General features: G+C 65.1%; 18 protein-coding genes. 11 read left to right on the top strand and 7 right to left on the bottom strand.

What is annotated here, in order from left to right:
- The first annotated feature begins 233 nt into the window (after positions 1–233).
- On the top strand, positions 234–1,175 hold the full coding sequence (locus ACNFCI_RS14520; RefSeq protein ID WP_084857085.1) for a MerR family transcriptional regulator: 942 nt from the start codon (positions 234–236) through the stop codon (positions 1,173–1,175).
- Here the strand turns inward: ACNFCI_RS14520 and ACNFCI_RS14525 are convergent.
- Positions 1,160–1,777, bottom strand: coding sequence for a hypothetical protein (locus ACNFCI_RS14525; RefSeq protein WP_084857088.1), 618 nt, complete (start codon positions 1,775–1,777; stop codon positions 1,160–1,162). The genes ACNFCI_RS14520 and ACNFCI_RS14525 overlap by 16 nt on opposite strands.
- Positions 1,778–1,836: 59 nt before the next feature.
- Positions 1,837–2,274 (bottom strand): PAS domain S-box protein, encoded by a 438-nt coding sequence (locus tag ACNFCI_RS14530; protein WP_368829369.1) that lies wholly within the window; start codon positions 2,272–2,274, stop codon positions 1,837–1,839.
- A gap of 103 nt (positions 2,275–2,377) precedes the next feature.
- Here ACNFCI_RS14530 and ACNFCI_RS14535 point away from each other — a divergent pair, with 103 nt between their 5' ends.
- Positions 2,378–2,833, top strand: coding sequence for a flavodoxin (locus ACNFCI_RS14535; RefSeq protein ID WP_084857092.1), 456 nt, complete (start codon positions 2,378–2,380; stop codon positions 2,831–2,833).
- A 67-nt stretch (positions 2,834–2,900) separates the two neighbouring features.
- Here ACNFCI_RS14535 and ACNFCI_RS14540 read toward each other — a convergent pair whose 3' ends face one another.
- The gene (locus tag ACNFCI_RS14540) at positions 2,901–3,791 is read right to left on the bottom strand and encodes a LysR family transcriptional regulator (RefSeq protein ID WP_368829368.1); all 891 of its coding nucleotides are present in this window, start codon (positions 3,789–3,791) and stop codon (positions 2,901–2,903) included.
- Positions 3,792–3,887: 96 nt separating this feature from the next.
- Here ACNFCI_RS14540 and ACNFCI_RS14545 point away from each other — a divergent pair, with 96 nt between their 5' ends.
- From ACNFCI_RS14545 to ACNFCI_RS14555, 3 genes are all read left to right on the top strand, one after another.
- Complete coding sequence (locus tag ACNFCI_RS14545; protein ID WP_368829367.1) at positions 3,888–4,274, top strand: CidA/LrgA family protein; 387 nt, start codon at positions 3,888–3,890, stop codon at positions 4,272–4,274.
- Positions 4,264–4,950 carry an LrgB family protein gene (locus ACNFCI_RS14550; RefSeq protein WP_084857101.1) on the top strand — a complete coding sequence of 229 codons (687 nt, stop codon included), beginning with the start codon at positions 4,264–4,266 and terminating at the stop codon, positions 4,948–4,950. The genes ACNFCI_RS14545 and ACNFCI_RS14550 overlap by 11 nt, the downstream gene beginning before the upstream one ends.
- A 172-nt stretch (positions 4,951–5,122) precedes the next feature.
- Positions 5,123–6,028 carry an alpha/beta fold hydrolase gene (locus ACNFCI_RS14555; protein ID WP_084857103.1) on the top strand — a complete coding sequence of 302 codons (906 nt, stop codon included), beginning with the start codon at positions 5,123–5,125 and terminating at the stop codon, positions 6,026–6,028.
- Between the two features lie 350 nt (positions 6,029–6,378).
- On the opposite strand, the gene ACNFCI_RS14560 is transcribed toward ACNFCI_RS14555, so the two are convergent.
- Positions 6,379–7,188, bottom strand: coding sequence for an IclR family transcriptional regulator (locus ACNFCI_RS14560; RefSeq protein WP_084857105.1), 810 nt, complete (start codon positions 7,186–7,188; stop codon positions 6,379–6,381).
- Positions 7,189–7,382: 194 nt separating this feature from the next.
- On the opposite strand from ACNFCI_RS14560, the gene hmgA reads away from it, so the two are divergent.
- Genes hmgA through maiA form a run of 3 tightly spaced genes read left to right on the top strand, consistent with a single transcriptional unit; the run spans position 7,383 to position 10,625 of the window.
- A complete protein-coding gene (hmgA, locus tag ACNFCI_RS14565) occupies positions 7,383–8,684 on the top strand; it encodes a homogentisate 1,2-dioxygenase (protein ID WP_368829366.1) in 1,302 nt (433 codons plus the stop codon).
- A 3-nt stretch (positions 8,685–8,687) separates the two neighbouring features.
- Positions 8,688–9,980, top strand: coding sequence for a fumarylacetoacetase (gene fahA / locus ACNFCI_RS14570; protein ID WP_324816119.1), 1,293 nt, complete (start codon positions 8,688–8,690; stop codon positions 9,978–9,980).
- 12 nt (positions 9,981–9,992) lie between these two features.
- Positions 9,993–10,625: a maleylacetoacetate isomerase gene (gene maiA, locus ACNFCI_RS14575; RefSeq protein ID WP_368829365.1), complete on the top strand. Its 633-nt coding sequence runs from the start codon at positions 9,993–9,995 to the stop codon at positions 10,623–10,625.
- On the opposite strand, the gene ACNFCI_RS14580 is transcribed toward maiA, so the two are convergent.
- A complete protein-coding gene (locus ACNFCI_RS14580; protein WP_084857113.1) occupies positions 10,619–11,425 on the bottom strand; it encodes a SirB1 family protein in 807 nt (268 codons plus the stop codon). The genes maiA and ACNFCI_RS14580 overlap by 7 nt on opposite strands.
- A gap of 123 nt (positions 11,426–11,548) precedes the next feature.
- On the opposite strand from ACNFCI_RS14580, the gene ACNFCI_RS14585 reads away from it, so the two are divergent.
- A complete protein-coding gene (locus ACNFCI_RS14585; RefSeq protein WP_084857114.1) occupies positions 11,549–12,568 on the top strand; it encodes a Leu/Phe/Val dehydrogenase in 1,020 nt (339 codons plus the stop codon).
- Between the two features lie 41 nt (positions 12,569–12,609).
- Here ACNFCI_RS14585 and ACNFCI_RS14590 read toward each other — a convergent pair whose 3' ends face one another.
- Positions 12,610–12,870, bottom strand: coding sequence for a YebG family protein (locus ACNFCI_RS14590; protein WP_224457978.1), 261 nt, complete (start codon positions 12,868–12,870; stop codon positions 12,610–12,612).
- A 223-nt stretch (positions 12,871–13,093) separates the two neighbouring features.
- On the opposite strand from ACNFCI_RS14590, the gene ACNFCI_RS14595 reads away from it, so the two are divergent.
- Complete coding sequence (locus ACNFCI_RS14595; RefSeq protein WP_084857119.1) at positions 13,094–13,564, top strand: phosphate-starvation-inducible protein PsiE; 471 nt, start codon at positions 13,094–13,096, stop codon at positions 13,562–13,564.
- 117 nt (positions 13,565–13,681) lie between these two features.
- On the top strand, positions 13,682–13,996 hold the full coding sequence (locus ACNFCI_RS14600; protein ID WP_143515213.1) for a hypothetical protein: 315 nt from the start codon (positions 13,682–13,684) through the stop codon (positions 13,994–13,996).
- On the opposite strand, the gene ACNFCI_RS14605 is transcribed toward ACNFCI_RS14600, so the two are convergent.
- Positions 13,985–14,272, bottom strand: coding sequence for a DUF3509 domain-containing protein (locus ACNFCI_RS14605; protein ID WP_084857123.1), 288 nt, complete (start codon positions 14,270–14,272; stop codon positions 13,985–13,987). The genes ACNFCI_RS14600 and ACNFCI_RS14605 overlap by 12 nt on opposite strands.
- Between the last annotated feature and the right edge of the window lie 29 nt (positions 14,273–14,301).

Below are 14,301 nucleotides of genomic sequence, written 5' to 3' on the forward strand. Positions count from 1 at the left end.
GTCTGTCCGTGCATTGATGGCCCCAGCATACCCGAACTGCTTCCCTCTTGTGCGCTCGCACCCCGGAACCAGGGCGGCCGCGTCATGTGCGCGCAACTTTCATGAACGAATCGGGTAGCGCTTGCCTCTGGGCGTGGGCCGCTGACCGCCCACCGGTGGGCGGGCTGTGCTGGACCTCGACCCAAGCCATCGTAGAATGCGTTCAATCATCAGGATACAGGGTGCCCGTGCACATGATCAGTCAGCTTCAAACGCCCCTGGGCGTCGCGAGCCTGGAGCACCAGGAGCTGTTTCCAATTCGCGAGGTGGCCCGCCTGACGGGCGTCAACCCCGTGACCTTGCGCGCATGGGAGCGTCGCTACGGCCTGATCCAGCCGACGCGCACCGACAGCGGCCATCGGCTGTATTCCCAGGCGGACATCGACAATATCCGCAGCATCCTTGGCTGGTTGGAGCGCGGCGTGGCGGTGAGCAAGGTCGGCAGCATCCTGGCGCGCGACCAGGCGTTGGCGCAGGAGGCCCAGGGCTCCGGCAGTGAACATGAGCGGGCGCGCTGGCGCATGCAGGTGCAAGAGGCCGCCCAGCGCTTCGATGGCGCAGCGCTGGAGCGATTGTTCGCTCAGGTATTCGCCAATTACGCCCTGGACCAGGTGTTCGGTGAGGTGTTCATGCCGGCCTGGCAGGCCTTGCGCGCGGGGCAGAACGGTTTCGGGCGCGCCAGCCAGTGGCTGTTCCTCGACCAGTTCCTGCGGGCCCGGGTGCTGTTGCGCCTGCAACTGGCCCGGGAGCCCTGGAGTCGACGCGTGGTGCTGGCGCCCTTGTCAGGCCAATGCCAGGAATTGGAGCTGTTGGTGGCTGGGCTGCTGCTGGGCAGCGAGGAAGTGGGCGTCACGGTGTTGCCGGCCGGGCAGCCCCTGGAGGAGCTGATGTTGGTTTGCGAGCGCCTGGGGCCCCACGCCTTGGTGATATTTTCCAACCAGCAGCCCACGGCACAGCTGGGCAAGTGCCTGGCAAAGCTGAACCAAGGCGTTGGGTGCCCGGTGATGTTGGCGGGGGAGGCGGCGGAACTGGCCCAGGACAGCCTGGCGGGCAGCCCGGTGGCCTGCCTGGGGGCGGAGGGTAGCCTTATGCGCAGGCGCCTGCGACAGTACCTGGCCGGTCAGTTGGATACGTGAACGTGTAGTTCCGGGTGCGCCTGGCGGTGTGCCTGGAGAATGTATTCGCGCAGGCGTTCGATCTCTTCCTGTGGGCTGTTGCCCAGGTCGTAGGCTGCCAGATCCGGGCCGATGCGACGGCGCAACGTGCCATGCAGGTGAATGGCCGGGATGCCCTCGGGGGCGAAGCGCAAGTCGAAATCAGCGGGGGTCGTGGGCAGGTCGCGGATCTGTACCAGCACGCCCTTTGAGGAAATTTCCCGTACCCACAGGCCGCTGGCCTGGTCTTGTGCATCCAGCAGGGCTGCCGGTTGTTCCAAGGTCAGGCGCCATGGGCGTGGCTTGGGGCCGTTCTCATAGATTTCCGGTGAGCCCAACTGCAGGTGCAGGGCATGGAATTCATCTTCGACCAATTGCAGCGGGAAGCTGATCTGCTGGTTGTTGAATTGCGCCTGGAGCTGGACCTGCTCGTTGGCCACCAGGCGGGTCAGCAATTCCTGGATTCGACGGTCGCCATTGACCAGCAGGCTCGACATGGAGTCGGCTAGGTTCAACTGGGGCGAATGTTGCATGTTCTGGATGAAGTCCAGTTCGTCCTGGGTCAGGAGGGCGTCGGCTTGCATGATCGGGCTCGAAGGCGATGATTTCTTCAAGGTGATGGACAGCGTCCAAGGCGCTTCGTTCAGCTACGTTCGTCGGGTTCCTGCAGGCCCAGGCGCGCCCGGGCCTCGGCCAGTTCCCGTTCCAGCTCGACCTGGCGGCTGACGTCCTTCTGGATCCCGATGAAATAGGTGCGTTGGTCGGCGGCGTTGTAAACCGGGGTGATCGACAGCTCGTTCCAGAACGCGCTGCCATCTTTGCGGTAGTTGCGCAGCACTTCCCGGCACGGCAGCCCTTCGGCCAGGGCCCGGCGGATCCGAGCGCGGCCGAGCTGGTCGCGGTCGTCGCCCTGGAGGAAGCGGCAGTCCTGGTAGAGGATGTCGTCGCGGAGGTAGCCGGTCAGCCGTTCGAAGGCTGCGTTCACGTAGATCAGGATGGTGTCGTCGCCTTCCCGTTCGGTGACCACGATACCGTCGTTCGAGGCATCGACCATCGATTGCAGCAGTTGCGCGTTGATCATGTCCGGGCCATTGGCGTGAGGGGACTTTGGTGGAAGGCGGCCTTTTGCCACTGGTGAATGCTAGTATCCTACGTTTTCACTCAGTTTCGGAATCCTCTGCCCGATGAAAATCGCCATTATTTCAGGCTCCGTGTACGGCACCGCCGAAGAAGTCGCCCGTCACGCCGAGTCGCTGCTCAAGGCTGCCGGTTTCCAAGCCTGGCATGCTGCCCGCGCCACCTTGCAGGATCTGCAGGGCTTCGCCCCGGAGGCATTGTTGGCCGTGACCTCGACCACCGGCATGGGCGAGCTGCCCGACAACCTGATGCCGCTGTACTGCAGCATTCGCGATACCCTGCCGGCCGCCTGGCGTGGCTTGCCGGGGGCGGTGATCGGGCTGGGCGATTCCAGCTATGGCGACACCTTCTGCGGCGGCGGCGAGCAGATGCGCGAGCTGTTCGCTGAGTTGGGCGTACGGGAAGTGCAGCCGATGCTGCGCCTGGATGCCAGCGAGACCGTGACCCCCGAGGCCGATGCCGAGCCTTGGCTGGCGGATTTCATGGCCGCGCTCAGAGCCTGACCCCAGCCATCGCACGCCTGGCCTACACCGCCTTCCCTGTAGGAGCGGCGATGTTCCAAAGCCCAGGCTAGTCACTGATCGCCGGATGCTCGCGCACCAACTGCAACCACGCCTGTGCCGCTCGTGACAGGTACGCCCCGCGCCGCCAGATGAAAGCAATGTCCCAGCGCAAATGGCGCGGCGCGCCCAATGGCACCCGCACCACCCCAGGCCGCTCCAGCGCCCGGGCCACCACCCTGGGCAACAGCACCACCCCTTGCCCGGCGGCCACCAGCGCCGCCAGGAAGTCCGCCTGCCCACTGCGCCCCCCTTCCTTCGGGGTGAACCCCAACTGCTGGCACGCGCTCAGCAGCCGATCATTGAGCACGAAGCTGCGCTGGTACAGCAGAAACGGCGTATCGGCCAGTTGCTGCAGCTCGACCTGCGGAGCCTCTGCCAAGGCATGCCCCTGGGGCAGCAGCGCATCCAGCGGCTCGTTGCAGAATGGCTGGTAGTCGAACGCCGTGTCGCTGGGCGTAAGGCTGCCGCCCAGCTCCAGTTCCCCGCTTTTCACCGCCTGTTCCACGGTACGGCTGCCGCCTTCGAGCAGCTGGATCGCAATATTCGGGTGCCGGCGGCGGTACTCGGCGAACAGCCCTGCGAACAACGCATCGCTGCCCAGCAAGGGCAGGCCCAGGCGCAGCTCGCCGCGGGCCATGTGGCTGAGGTCGTCGAGTTCGTTCTGCAGTTCCTGACGCTGGCGTAACAAGGCCTCCCCCCGCTCCAGGACAATGCGCCCGGCCGCGGTCAGGTGCAATTGCGAGCCCTGGCGTTCCAGCAAGGGCTGGCCGATGTCCTGTTCGAGCTGGGCGACCTGCTTGCTCACGGCAGACTGGCTGATGTGCAGGGTCGTTGCCGCCTGGGTGAAGCCGCCGCGGTGGACCACTTCGATGAAACTACGCAGCTGTTTGAATTCCATGATCGAATTCCATTTTGGAATGGATGCAAGTCTAACAATTCGCTTCTGGCCTGGGCAGCGCAAATCTAGAATGGGAGCCTCTCGAGGACCTGTCTGATGAACCCTGCGTTACTGAAAAAAAGCCTGCGCCTGCTCACCGAACTGGCGGTGTTACTGGTCTTGTTCCTGCTCGGCGGCCAGCTGTCCACCTGGCTTGGCTGGCCCATTCCCGGTGGGGTGATGGGGCTGGCGCTGCTGTTGCTGTTGTTCGCCTTCGGCGTGCTCAAGCCGTCCATGCTCCAGCTGGGTGCTGGCTGGCTGATGGCGGAGATGCTGTTGTTCTTCATTCCCGCCCTGATGAGCCTGCTCGACTATGGCAGCCTGCTGCGCAGCGAGGGCTGGCGCATCCTGCTGGTGATCGCCATGAGCACCGTGCTGGTGATGGTGGTCACGGCCGTCACGGTGGAGCTGGTATGCCGCTGGAGGTTGCGTCATGAGCCTTGAACCCATGCCGCTGTTCTGGCTTGCCCTGACAGTGCTTGCCTACCTCGGCAGCCGTTGGTTGTACCGCCGCAGCGGGCGCTACGTATTGTCACCGCTGATCCTGGTGCCGGCGGTGCTGTTGGCCGTCGCTGTGCCGTTGCACACCGCCTACGCCGAGTACGCCCGCAACACCCACTGGCTGATGGGGGTGCTGGGCCCGGCGACCGTGGCCTTCGCCGTGCCGATCTGGCAGCAACGGGCAATGCTGGCGCGCCATTGGCCAGCTTTGCTGGTCGGTATGCTCGCCGGCAGCCTGGCCTCGATCGGCAGCTCCTGGAGCCTGGCGCACTTGTTGGCGCTGGATGATGCGGTCAGCCTGTCGTTGGTGCCGCGCTCGATCACCACGCCTTTCGCCATGCCGCTGGCCCAGGACCTGGGCGGTGTGCCGGAACTGACGGCCGTGTTCGTCATGTTCACCGGCGTGCTGGGCGCGATGTTCGGCGGCATCCTGCTGCGTGTGCTACCGCTGCGCACGCCCCTGGCCCGCGGTGCGCTGTTTGGCGTGGGGGCCCATGGCGCCGGCGTCAGCCGGGCCCAGGAGGTAGGGCGCGAGGAAGGCTCGGTCGCCGGCCTGGTCATGGTCCTGACCGGCCTGCTCAACCTGTTCGCCGCCCCATTGTTGGCCATGCTGCTCTGACCGTTCGTACCCCTGACCCGCAAAGCCAGCAAGCTGGCTGCCAACGCAAGTTCCGCCACCCGGTGGGCTGACTAGACTGAGGCTCTACATAGAGCGCACATCCAAGTGCCCAAGGGCGGGCCGCGAACGCCGCCTGCCTTTTCGCCAACACGTAACCACCGGGACAATTCTGATGCCACTGGCAGAGATACCTTTGTGCGTCTGGCGTACCCGAGCCCAGAATTTTGCCTTTCGGGGCCAGACCATCCGCTATTGGACCGCAGGGCAAGGAGAGCCACTGCTGCTACTACACGGTTTCCCCACGGCCAGCTGGGATTGGCATTACCTGTGGACGCCCTTGACCCAACGTTTTCGCGTGATCGCCTGCGACATGCTCGGCTTCGGCGATTCAGCCAAGCCTCTGGACCATGACTACAGCCTCATGGAGCAGGCCGACCTGCAACAGGCACTGCTCGCCTACCTGGACGTCGACCAGCCCGTGCACCTGCTGGCCCATGATTATGGCGGCAGCGTCGCCCAGGAGCTGCTGGCGCGGCACTGCGAGCTGCGCATCGAAATCGCCAGTTGCGCGTTCCTCAACAGCGGCCTGTTCCCGGAGTGCTACCAGGTGCTGCTGGTGCAGAAACTGCTGCTCAGCCCGTTGGGCTGGCTGGTGGGCCGCAGCTTCGGGCGCGACGACCTGGTGCGCAATGTCAGCCATATCTATGGCCCGTGCACCCACCCCAGCGAAAGTGCCTTGGACGATTACTGGAGCCTGATCGTCGCCAACCAGGGCACGCGCATCCTGCACAAGCTGATCGGCTATCTGCCCGAGCGCAGGCAGCACCGCGAGCGGTGGGTCGGCGCGTTGCTGCGCCGCTGTGTGCCGCTGCGCTTCATCAACGGTGTGGCCGACCCGATCTCCGGCGCGCGCATGCTCGAGCGCTACCGGCAATTGGTGCCGGCGGCGGACACCGTAGCGTTGCCGGGTATCGGGCATTACCCGCATACCGAGGCACCACACCAGGTGTTGCGGCACTACCTGGCGTTTCGCGAGCAGCCTGTGAGTTATGCCCCGCAGAAGGTCGCCTGGTCGTAGCGGGGTGATTCTTGCGGGCATAAAAAAGGCCGCTGCAGACGCAGCGGCCAATCGAGACGTTAGATCAAGGAGCTTCAAAATCAACGTCGGTGAACCTTGCAGGCGCGAAAGGCAGGGGGTAGAGCCCTTCGTGCCAGCCAGTGAGATCAGAATAAGCGCTTGATGGCGTAGGAAAAATAGCTGCTTCGGACATTCACCTTTACGTTTTGGGTAAAAGTGATTACCTGAGCGGGCTTGTCCCGCGATCGGCTGCAAAGCAGCCGCAAACTCCGCCGGGCTCGGTCGGCCTGTTATATCGGGATGTCTGATTTTACGGCTGCTGCGCAGCCGATCGCGGGGCGAGCCCGCTCCTACAGGGACGCAGTGCTGGCCGGTTTAACAGGGCAGGGCGCATAACCCATCCGCCAGCTGGTGGCCTGGGTCGCCGCCAGCAGCCGCTTGGCCGCCGGGCCGTGTTCATCGGCATGGAAGATCGAGGTCGGGCCGACCACGGTCATCACCGCTGCAATCTGCCCCATGGCGTTGAACACCGGCGCCGACAGGGCGTCCACGCCCGGCATCAGCAGGCCATGCACGTGGTGCAGGCCGCGCTCGCGAATCTGCGCCAGCAACGGCTCGTAGTCGCCATACACCTGGTTCATCGCCGCCAACTCCTGCTCGCGCAGCTCCACCGTCTCCCGCTCCGGCAAGTGGGCCGCGAATACCAGGCCGGTGGAGGAGCTCAGCAACGGCAGCACCGAGCCGATCTGGGTCACCACCGTCACCGCCCGCACTGCAGGTTCGATGGTCACGACCGTCGCCCCCTGGTTACCCCACACGGCGATGAAGCAGCTTTCGTTGAGCTCGTCGCGCAGTTGCGACAGCGGCAGTGCCGCCACCTTCAATACGTCGATGCTGCCCAGCGCCGCCATGCCCACCCGCAGTGCCTCACGGCCCAGGCCGTAGTGATTGGTGGCCGGGTCCTGCTCGGCGAAGCCGCTGGCGATCAAGGCCTGCAGGTAGCGGTGCACCTTGCTCGCCGGCATCCCCACATGTTCGGCCAGGCGTGACAGCGAGGTGGACGGGGAGAGCTCGGCAAGCGCCTTGAGTATGTCGGTGCCGACTTCCGCCGAGCGAACCTTCTGCTTGCCGTTGTCGGCAGGGGAGCTGGCTTTGGTCATGGTGCGGGTATCCAGGGAGACAGGTGGGCGTCTTTATAGCTTGACGCCTTTCGGCAATCAAATTACGTTATTCGTAATCTGATTACGATAAAAACAATGCAGACGTGCTGCCATGCCTGGATCGCTCGCTCGAATGCAGCAGCAGGCCCACAGCCAGCTGCCCACAACGGCTCCCATCGAGCCCGGAGGCACCGATGACCCGCGACTCTTCCCCAGACCTTCAGTACCTGAGCGGCTTCGGCAACGAATTCGCCAGTGAAGCGCTGCCCGGCGCACTGCCGGTCGGGCAGAACTCTCCGCAGAAAGCGCCCTACGGCCTGTACGCCGAACTGCTTTCGGGCACAGCGTTCACCATGGCCCGCAGCGAACAGCGTCGTACCTGGCTGTACCGCATCCGCCCCTCTGCGCTGCACCCGCGCTTCGAGCGCCTCGAGCGCCAGCCGCTGGCCGGTCCGCTGGGCGCCTCCACGCCCAACCGCCTGCGCTGGAGCCCGCAGCCGATCCCCGCCGAGCCCACCGATTTCATCGACGGCTGGCTGCCCATGGTGGCCAACTCGGCCGCCGAGAAGCCGGCCGGCGTGAGCATTTACATCTATCGCGCCACCCGCTCCATGGAGCGGGTGTTCTTCAACGCCGACGGCGAGCTGTTGCTGGTACCGGAGCACGGCCGCCTGCGCATCGCCACCGAGCTTGGCGTGATGCAGGTCGAGCCGCTGGAGATCGCAGTGATCCCGCGTGGCATGAAGTTCCGGGTCGAGCTGCTCGACGGCCAGGCCCGCGGCTACATCGCCGAGAACCATGGCGCACCGCTGCGCCTCCCGGATCTGGGCCCGATCGGCAGCAACGGCCTGGCCAACCCGCGCGACTTCCTCACCCCGGCAGCGCACTACGAAGAGGCCACAGGGCCCGTGCAGCTGGTGCAGAAGTTCCTTGGCGAGCACTGGGCCTGTGAGCTGCAGCATTCGCCGCTGGACGTGGTCGCCTGGCATGGCAACAACGTGCCCTACAAGTACGACCTGCGCCGCTTCAACACCATCGGCACGGTCAGCTTCGACCACCCGGACCCGTCCATTTTCACCGTGCTGACCTCGCCGACCAGCGTCCACGGCCTGGCCAACATGGACTTCGTGATCTTCCCGCCACGCTGGATGGTGGCCGAGAACACCTTCCGTCCACCGTGGTTCCACCGCAATCTGATGAACGAGTTCATGGGCCTGATCCAGGGTGCCTACGATGCCAAGGCAGAAGGTTTCCTGCCCGGTGGTGCCTCGCTGCACGGCGTGATGAGCGCCCACGGGCCGGATGCGGAAACCTGTGAGAAGGCCATCGCCGCCGACCTGGCGCCGCACAAGATCGACAACACCATGGCCTTCATGTTCGAGACCAGCCAGGTGCTGCGTCCGAGTCTGCACGCCCTCGAGTGCCCGCAGTTGCAGGCCGACTACGATAGTTGCTGGGCCACCTTGCCGAGCACCTTCAACCCGAATCGGAGATAACCCATGAACCAGACCGCCATCGCCCGTAGCTGGGTCGAGCACGCCAATGGGCACAGCGACTTCCCGCTGCAGAACCTGCCCCTGGGCATCTTCAGCCGCCCTGGCCAGGCACCGCGTTGCGGTGTGGCCATCGGCGACGCCATTCTCGACCTGGAAGCGGTGCTGGCTGCCGGCCTGTTCGATGGCCAGGCCAAGGCTGCCGTGGAGGCCACCCGTGGCGGTGCGCTGAACGCCTTCTTCGCCCTCGGCCGTCCAGCCCGTGTCGCCCTGCGCGAACGCCTGCTGGCCCTGCTCGGCGAGCACAGCGAACATCAGGACGCGCTGAAGGCTGCGCTGCATCCGGCCAGCGAGTGCCAACTGCACCTGCCGGCGAAGATCGGCGACTACACCGACTTCTACGTGGGCATCGAGCACGCCAAGAACGTCGGCAAGTTGTTCCGCCCCGACAACCCGCTGCTGCCCAACTACAAGTACGTGCCTATCGGCTATCACGGCCGCGCCTCGACCATCCGCCCCAGCGGCGCCGACGTGCGCCGGCCCAAGGGCCAGACCTTGCCGGCCGGGCAGGCCGAGCCGAACTTCGGCCCCTGCGCGCGTCTGGACTACGAACTGGAGCTGGGTATCTGGATCGGCCAGGGCAACGACATGGGCCAGTCCATTCCGGTAGGCGACGCCGCCGAGCACGTGGCCGGCTACTGCCTGCTCAACGACTGGTCGGCGCGCGACATCCAGGCCTGGGAATACCAGCCGCTGGGCCCGTTCCTGTCCAAGAGCTTCATCACCACCATCTCGCCGTGGGTGGTCACCGCCGAGGCGCTGGAGCCGTTCCGCTGTGCCCAGGCCAAGCGTCCGGAAGGCGACCCGCAGCCGCTGCCCTACCTGCTGGACGAGCGTGACCAGGCCGCTGGCGCCTTCGACATCGAACTGGAAGTGCTGCTGCTCACCGAGCGCATGCGCGAGCAGGGCCTGCCGGCCCATCGCCTGACCCTGAGCAACACCCGCAGCATGTACTGGACCGTGGCGCAGATGGTCGCCCACCACAGCGTCAACGGCTGCCAGCTGCAGCCAGGCGACCTGCTCGGCTCGGGCACCTTGTCCGGCTCGGCGCCGGGTTCGTTCGGCAGCCTGCTGGAGATCACCGAGGGCGGCAAGCACCCGGTGGAGCTGGCCAGCGGCGAGGTGCGCAAGTTCCTCGAGGACGGCGACGAAGTCATCCTGCGCGCTCGCTGCACCCGTGACGGTGTGGCGAGCATCGGCTTCGGCGAGTGCCGCGGCAAAGTCATCTCGGCCAACTGAGGGGCAGGGCGCATGGAGCTGTTCACCTATTTCCGTTCCACGTCGTCGTACCGGATACGCATCGCCCTGGCGCTCAAAGGCCTGGACTACCAGGCCCTGCCAGTCAACCTGCTCAAGGGCGAACAGCGTGGCGCAGGCTACCTGGCACTCAACCCGCAAGGGCGCGTGCCGGCCCTGCGCACCGACGGCGGCGAGCTGCTGGTGCAGTCGCCGGCCATCATCGAGTACCTGGAGGAGGCTTATCCACAGGTGCCGTTGTTGCCCACGGCGGCCGAGGCGCGGGCCAAGGTGCGTGGCGTGGCGGCGATCATCGGTTGCGATGTCCACCCGCTGCACAACGTCAGCGTGCTCAACCAGCTACGCCAGCTGGGGCATGACGAAACCCAGGTCAACCAATGGATCGCCCATTGGGTCGGCCAGGGCCTTGCCGCGGTGGAGCAACTGATCGGCGACGAGGGCTTCTGCTTCGGCGACCAGCCGGGCCTGGCGGATGTGTACCTGATCCCGCAGCTGTACGCTGCCGAGCGCTTCAACGTCGACCTCGCGGGCTACCCGCGGATTCGCCGCGTGAAGGCCTTGGCCGAGGCGCACCCGGCCTTTGCCAAGGCGCATCCTTCCCGCCAACCGGACACGCCGGCTCAGTGAATCGAACGCTTGGCCGACGGCAGTTGGCCAAGGCGTTCACTCAGTTTCAGGCGCTGTACCGGGTCGTCGGTCAGTAGCAGGGCATGCTCCAGGTCGTAGCGTTCGGCCTGGGGGCAGTCCAGTTGCTGATAGAGCGTGGCCCGGGCCAAATAGTCGCTGACCAGCACAGGGCCCAGCTGCATCACCCGTTCGGCGTCGACCAGCGCGGCCAGGGCATTGTCGTTGCTACCGTGCAGGTGGCGCAGGTTGCGCGACAGGCGTTGGAGCATCTGCGCGGGGGTGGCGCTGCGCATGTGTTCGGCGGTCAGCGGCATGTGCGGGCCGAACTGGCGGGCCAGCAGCTCACGGCAGTCCGCCGGGTACAGGCGCCGGCCGCCGCAGGGGTCGAGCAGGTGATCGGCACCGGGCACCCGGAGCAGGAAATGGCCGGGGAAGTTCACCCCTTCCAGCGGTATCGACAGGCGTCGCGCCAGCTCCAGGGCGAGGATGGCCAGGGTCAGCGGCTGGCCGCGACGACGTTGCAGGACCTTGTCCATCAACGCCACCTGAGGCCGCAAGGGGTGGTACTCGTCCTGTTGGAAGCCCAGGGCGCTGAGTTGACGCAGCAGCGGCTGGGCCAGCTCGTGCAGGGGCAGGAGCGGCAACTGCGTGCTGATCTCCCGTTGCAGGTCCTGCAGATGGGCGAGGCTCGGCGCCGGGTCCAGCGACCGGTCGTGTTCGGCAGCTATCCACAGCGTGGCTTCCAGCAGGGCGACAGGTTCGCGATCCAGGCAGGCCAGGCAGGCTTGGCGTGGGTTCATGGGCATCTCCACATACGCTTATCTTTTAGCCCTGGCGGGTGCTTTCGTCCAGTGGTCCGCCGGGGGATCAGGCCTTGGCGGGCTGCCTATACTGGTAGGAGCACCTCTCTGGGGAGCCCGTTGATGTTCGCGCTCATGCAAAGCACCCGTACCCAGTCGCTGCACCTGTGCATCGATCCGCCCACGGGCCTGAAGGCCGTGGTGGTGATTCACAGTGAGCAACTGGGGCCAGCCATGGGCGGCTGCCGCTACTTGCCATACGCCGATGACGAAAGTGCCATGACCGATGCCATCCGCCTGGCCCAGGGTATGAGCTACAAGGCGGCATTGGCCGGCCTGCCGTTGGGGGGCGGCAAGGCGGTGATCGTGCGTAACCCCCATGTGGAAAACCGTGCGGCGCTGTTCGAGGCGTTCGGTCGTTTCGTCGACAGCCTGCAAGGGCGTTTCATCACGGCCGTGGACAGCGGCACCTCGACCCTGGACATGGACTGTATCGCCCAGAGCACCCCCCACGTCACCAGTACCACCGCCTCGGGCGACCCTTCACCGCACGCGGCCATGGGCGTGTTCGCCGGCATCCGTGCCACGTCCATGGCACGCCTGGGCAGCGACAACCTCGAAGGGTTGCGGATAGCGGTGCAGGGATTGGGCAATGTCGGCTATGCCCTGGCCGAACAACTGCATGCGGCGGGTGCGGAGTTGCTGGTCAGCGACCTGGACCCAGGGCGCGTGCGCCTGGCAGTGGAGCAGTTGGGGGCCCACCCGGTCGCCAGCGAAGCGTTGGTCAACACCCCTTGCGATATCTTCGCGCCATGCGGCGTGGGTCCGGTGCTCAACGGCCAGAGCGTGATGCAGTTGCGCTGTGCGGCGGTGGCCGGGGCAGCGAACAACCAGCTGACCACGCTGCAGGTGGCCGACCAACTGGAAAAACGTGGCATCCTCTATGCCCCGGACTATGTGATCAATGCCGGAGGCCTGATCTACGTGGCGCTGACCCACCGAGGCGAGAACCTGGGGACGATCACCTCGCACCTGGCGCGCATCCCCACGCGGCTGACCGAAGTGTTCGCCCATGCCCAGGCGGAAAAACGCTCGCCGGCCAGGGTGGCGCAGATGCTGGCGGAGCGGTTGCTGTATGGGTGAGCCGGTGTTGCCTGTACGGGCGCAATTGCACACTCCAGTCCCTACTCCGTACCGCCCTCAAGCAGTTCCGCCAACGCATCCGGCTGGTTCTTGAACGCCCGGGCGAATACATCGCGGTTCTTGGCCATATAGATACCGGCCTCCTCGACCTGCTGCTCGGTCAGCGACGGCACCGCCTTGTGCAACACGTCGGCCAGGCGCTCGGCCAGTTCGAGCATTTTATCGTGACGGTCTGCCTCGGCCTTATCCATGAACAAGCGCTCCGGGTCGCGGCTGCTGCGGTACACCACTTCGACGGCCATTCATCACCTCTGTGCCTTTTGCTGTGGGTTGCGGTTTGCTGTATGCATATACAGTATCCGGTCAGGCCATGCAGATGCAACCACGGTGATGGCCTTTTTTCCACTAGCGTGCCTTGCGGCAATCGGTCGCCTTCCAAGCCAAGGGCCTGGCCTTTTAACTGCATGCAAAAGCGTCACAGGCGTGACGCATCATCCTTCAGCTCGTATCGGGGAATCGAACATCGTGAACATCAAATGGGCAGAAAAACTGCGCAAGGGCCTGCACGGCTCCGCCGACTCGCTGGGCAACCTGTGTGTCGAGGGTTTCCACTACCTGGCGTTGTTCGGCATCGGTGCCATCACGGCCTACGCGGCGGTGATGACTTTCCTGGACATGCTGGGCAAGGGTGGGGTCAGCGTCGATGACATCCTGCTGCTGTTCATCTACCTGGAGCTGGGGGCGATGGTCGGGATCTACTTCAAGACCAACCACATGCCGATCCGCTTCCTGCTGTACGTGGCGATCACCGCCTTGACCCGCCTGCTGATCGGCGACGTCTCGCACCACAAGGCACCCGACGTTGGGCTGCTGTACCTGTGCGGTGGCATCCTGTTGCTGGCGTTTTCCATCCTGGTGGTGCGTTACGCCTCGTACCGCTATCCCTCCACCAAGGTGCTCGATGCCAACGGCAAGGAAGTGGAAGACGGCAAGTAAGGGTGGTATGCCGCTAACGCCGGTCGGGGCGGGCAGGGTTGTGAAATCCGGGGCGTGGCCGCGGCCTGGGATCACGCCAAGGGGGCGTGAGGTTTGCGCGCCGCCCTGGATATCAACATGAGCTTTGACGACTACCTGCTGACCGACGAGATCCGCCAATACCTGAGCGCGTTCTTTCTCCCCCTGGGCATTGATCCGGACGCCACCTACCTCAACGAAATCGCCGATGTCATCGACGAAGAAGTGGTGAGTGTCCGCACCTTGGTCGAGGAGGCTGAATACTGGGTCGAGCGCGAGGAAGTCCCAACCTACGACCAAGGGCTGGTCGGCTTTTTCCACGCACCGGCCACCTTCGACCCGGCATCGCGTGTACGTGGCTTGCGCTTGTCCGACTTCGAGCGAGCCATAGACAGCCTGCTGCTATCGCGCTGAATGCGTGGCAGCCTGCGACTGTGTGCGTGGCAGGCTGGCGAGGATTTTAACCGCGCTGCCGTGGTGGTCCGTGGCCAGGCCCAGGCGGATGCTGTCGATGACACGCTGCAGGCGCTGCGGGTCGTTGCGCTGGGCGGGGGTGATCAACCGCTTGGCCGCTACCCCATTGTCGTCCGAGAGCGTGAGCATGATGCTGCCATCCAGGCTTTCGATACTCAGGTTGACCCGATAGTCGGGGGCGAAGGCGTCGCTGATCTGGTCGAATGGATTGTGCATGGTCGTTGTCTGCGAAGAATGACTGCAGG

It is taken from the genome of Pseudomonas sp. NY15356 (assembly GCF_048068175.1).
Lineage (GTDB): Bacteria > Pseudomonadota > Gammaproteobacteria > Pseudomonadales > Pseudomonadaceae > Aquipseudomonas > Aquipseudomonas putida_K.

Bases quoted from the DNA above. Each gene is read 5' to 3' on its own strand.
- ACNFCI_RS14605 (WP_084857123.1), bottom strand. From the start codon at position 14,272: ATGCACAATCCATTCGACCAGATCAGCGACGCCTTCGCCCCCGACTAT.
- ACNFCI_RS14560 (WP_084857105.1), bottom strand. From the start codon at position 7,188: ATGACCAAAGCCAGCTCCCCTGCCGACAACGGCAAGCAGAAGGTTCGC.
- ACNFCI_RS14525 (WP_084857088.1), bottom strand. From the start codon at position 1,777: ATGCAAGCCGACGCCCTCCTGACCCAGGACGAACTGGACTTCATCCAG.
- maiA (WP_368829365.1), top strand. From the start codon at position 9,993: ATGGAGCTGTTCACCTATTTCCGTTCCACGTCGTCGTACCGGATACGC.
- ACNFCI_RS14550 (WP_084857101.1), top strand. From the start codon at position 4,264: ATGAGCCTTGAACCCATGCCGCTGTTCTGGCTTGCCCTGACAGTGCTT.
- ACNFCI_RS14540 (WP_368829368.1), bottom strand. From the start codon at position 3,791: ATGGAATTCAAACAGCTGCGTAGTTTCATCGAAGTGGTCCACCGCGGC.
- ACNFCI_RS14590 (WP_224457978.1), bottom strand. From the start codon at position 12,870: ATGGCCGTCGAAGTGGTGTACCGCAGCAGCCGCGACCCGGAGCGCTTG.
- ACNFCI_RS14585 (WP_084857114.1), top strand. From the start codon at position 11,549: ATGTTCGCGCTCATGCAAAGCACCCGTACCCAGTCGCTGCACCTGTGC.
- ACNFCI_RS14545 (WP_368829367.1), top strand. From the start codon at position 3,888: ATGAACCCTGCGTTACTGAAAAAAAGCCTGCGCCTGCTCACCGAACTG.
- ACNFCI_RS14580 (WP_084857113.1), bottom strand. From the start codon at position 11,425: ATGAACCCACGCCAAGCCTGCCTGGCCTGCCTGGATCGCGAACCTGTC.
- ACNFCI_RS14535 (WP_084857092.1), top strand. From the start codon at position 2,378: ATGAAAATCGCCATTATTTCAGGCTCCGTGTACGGCACCGCCGAAGAA.
- hmgA (WP_368829366.1), top strand. From the start codon at position 7,383: ATGACCCGCGACTCTTCCCCAGACCTTCAGTACCTGAGCGGCTTCGGC.
- fahA (WP_324816119.1), top strand. From the start codon at position 8,688: ATGAACCAGACCGCCATCGCCCGTAGCTGGGTCGAGCACGCCAATGGG.
- ACNFCI_RS14600 (WP_143515213.1), top strand. From the start codon at position 13,682: ATGAGCTTTGACGACTACCTGCTGACCGACGAGATCCGCCAATACCTG.
- ACNFCI_RS14530 (WP_368829369.1), bottom strand. From the start codon at position 2,274: ATGATCAACGCGCAACTGCTGCAATCGATGGTCGATGCCTCGAACGAC.
- ACNFCI_RS14555 (WP_084857103.1), top strand. From the start codon at position 5,123: ATGCCACTGGCAGAGATACCTTTGTGCGTCTGGCGTACCCGAGCCCAG.
- ACNFCI_RS14520 (WP_084857085.1), top strand. From the start codon at position 234: ATGATCAGTCAGCTTCAAACGCCCCTGGGCGTCGCGAGCCTGGAGCAC.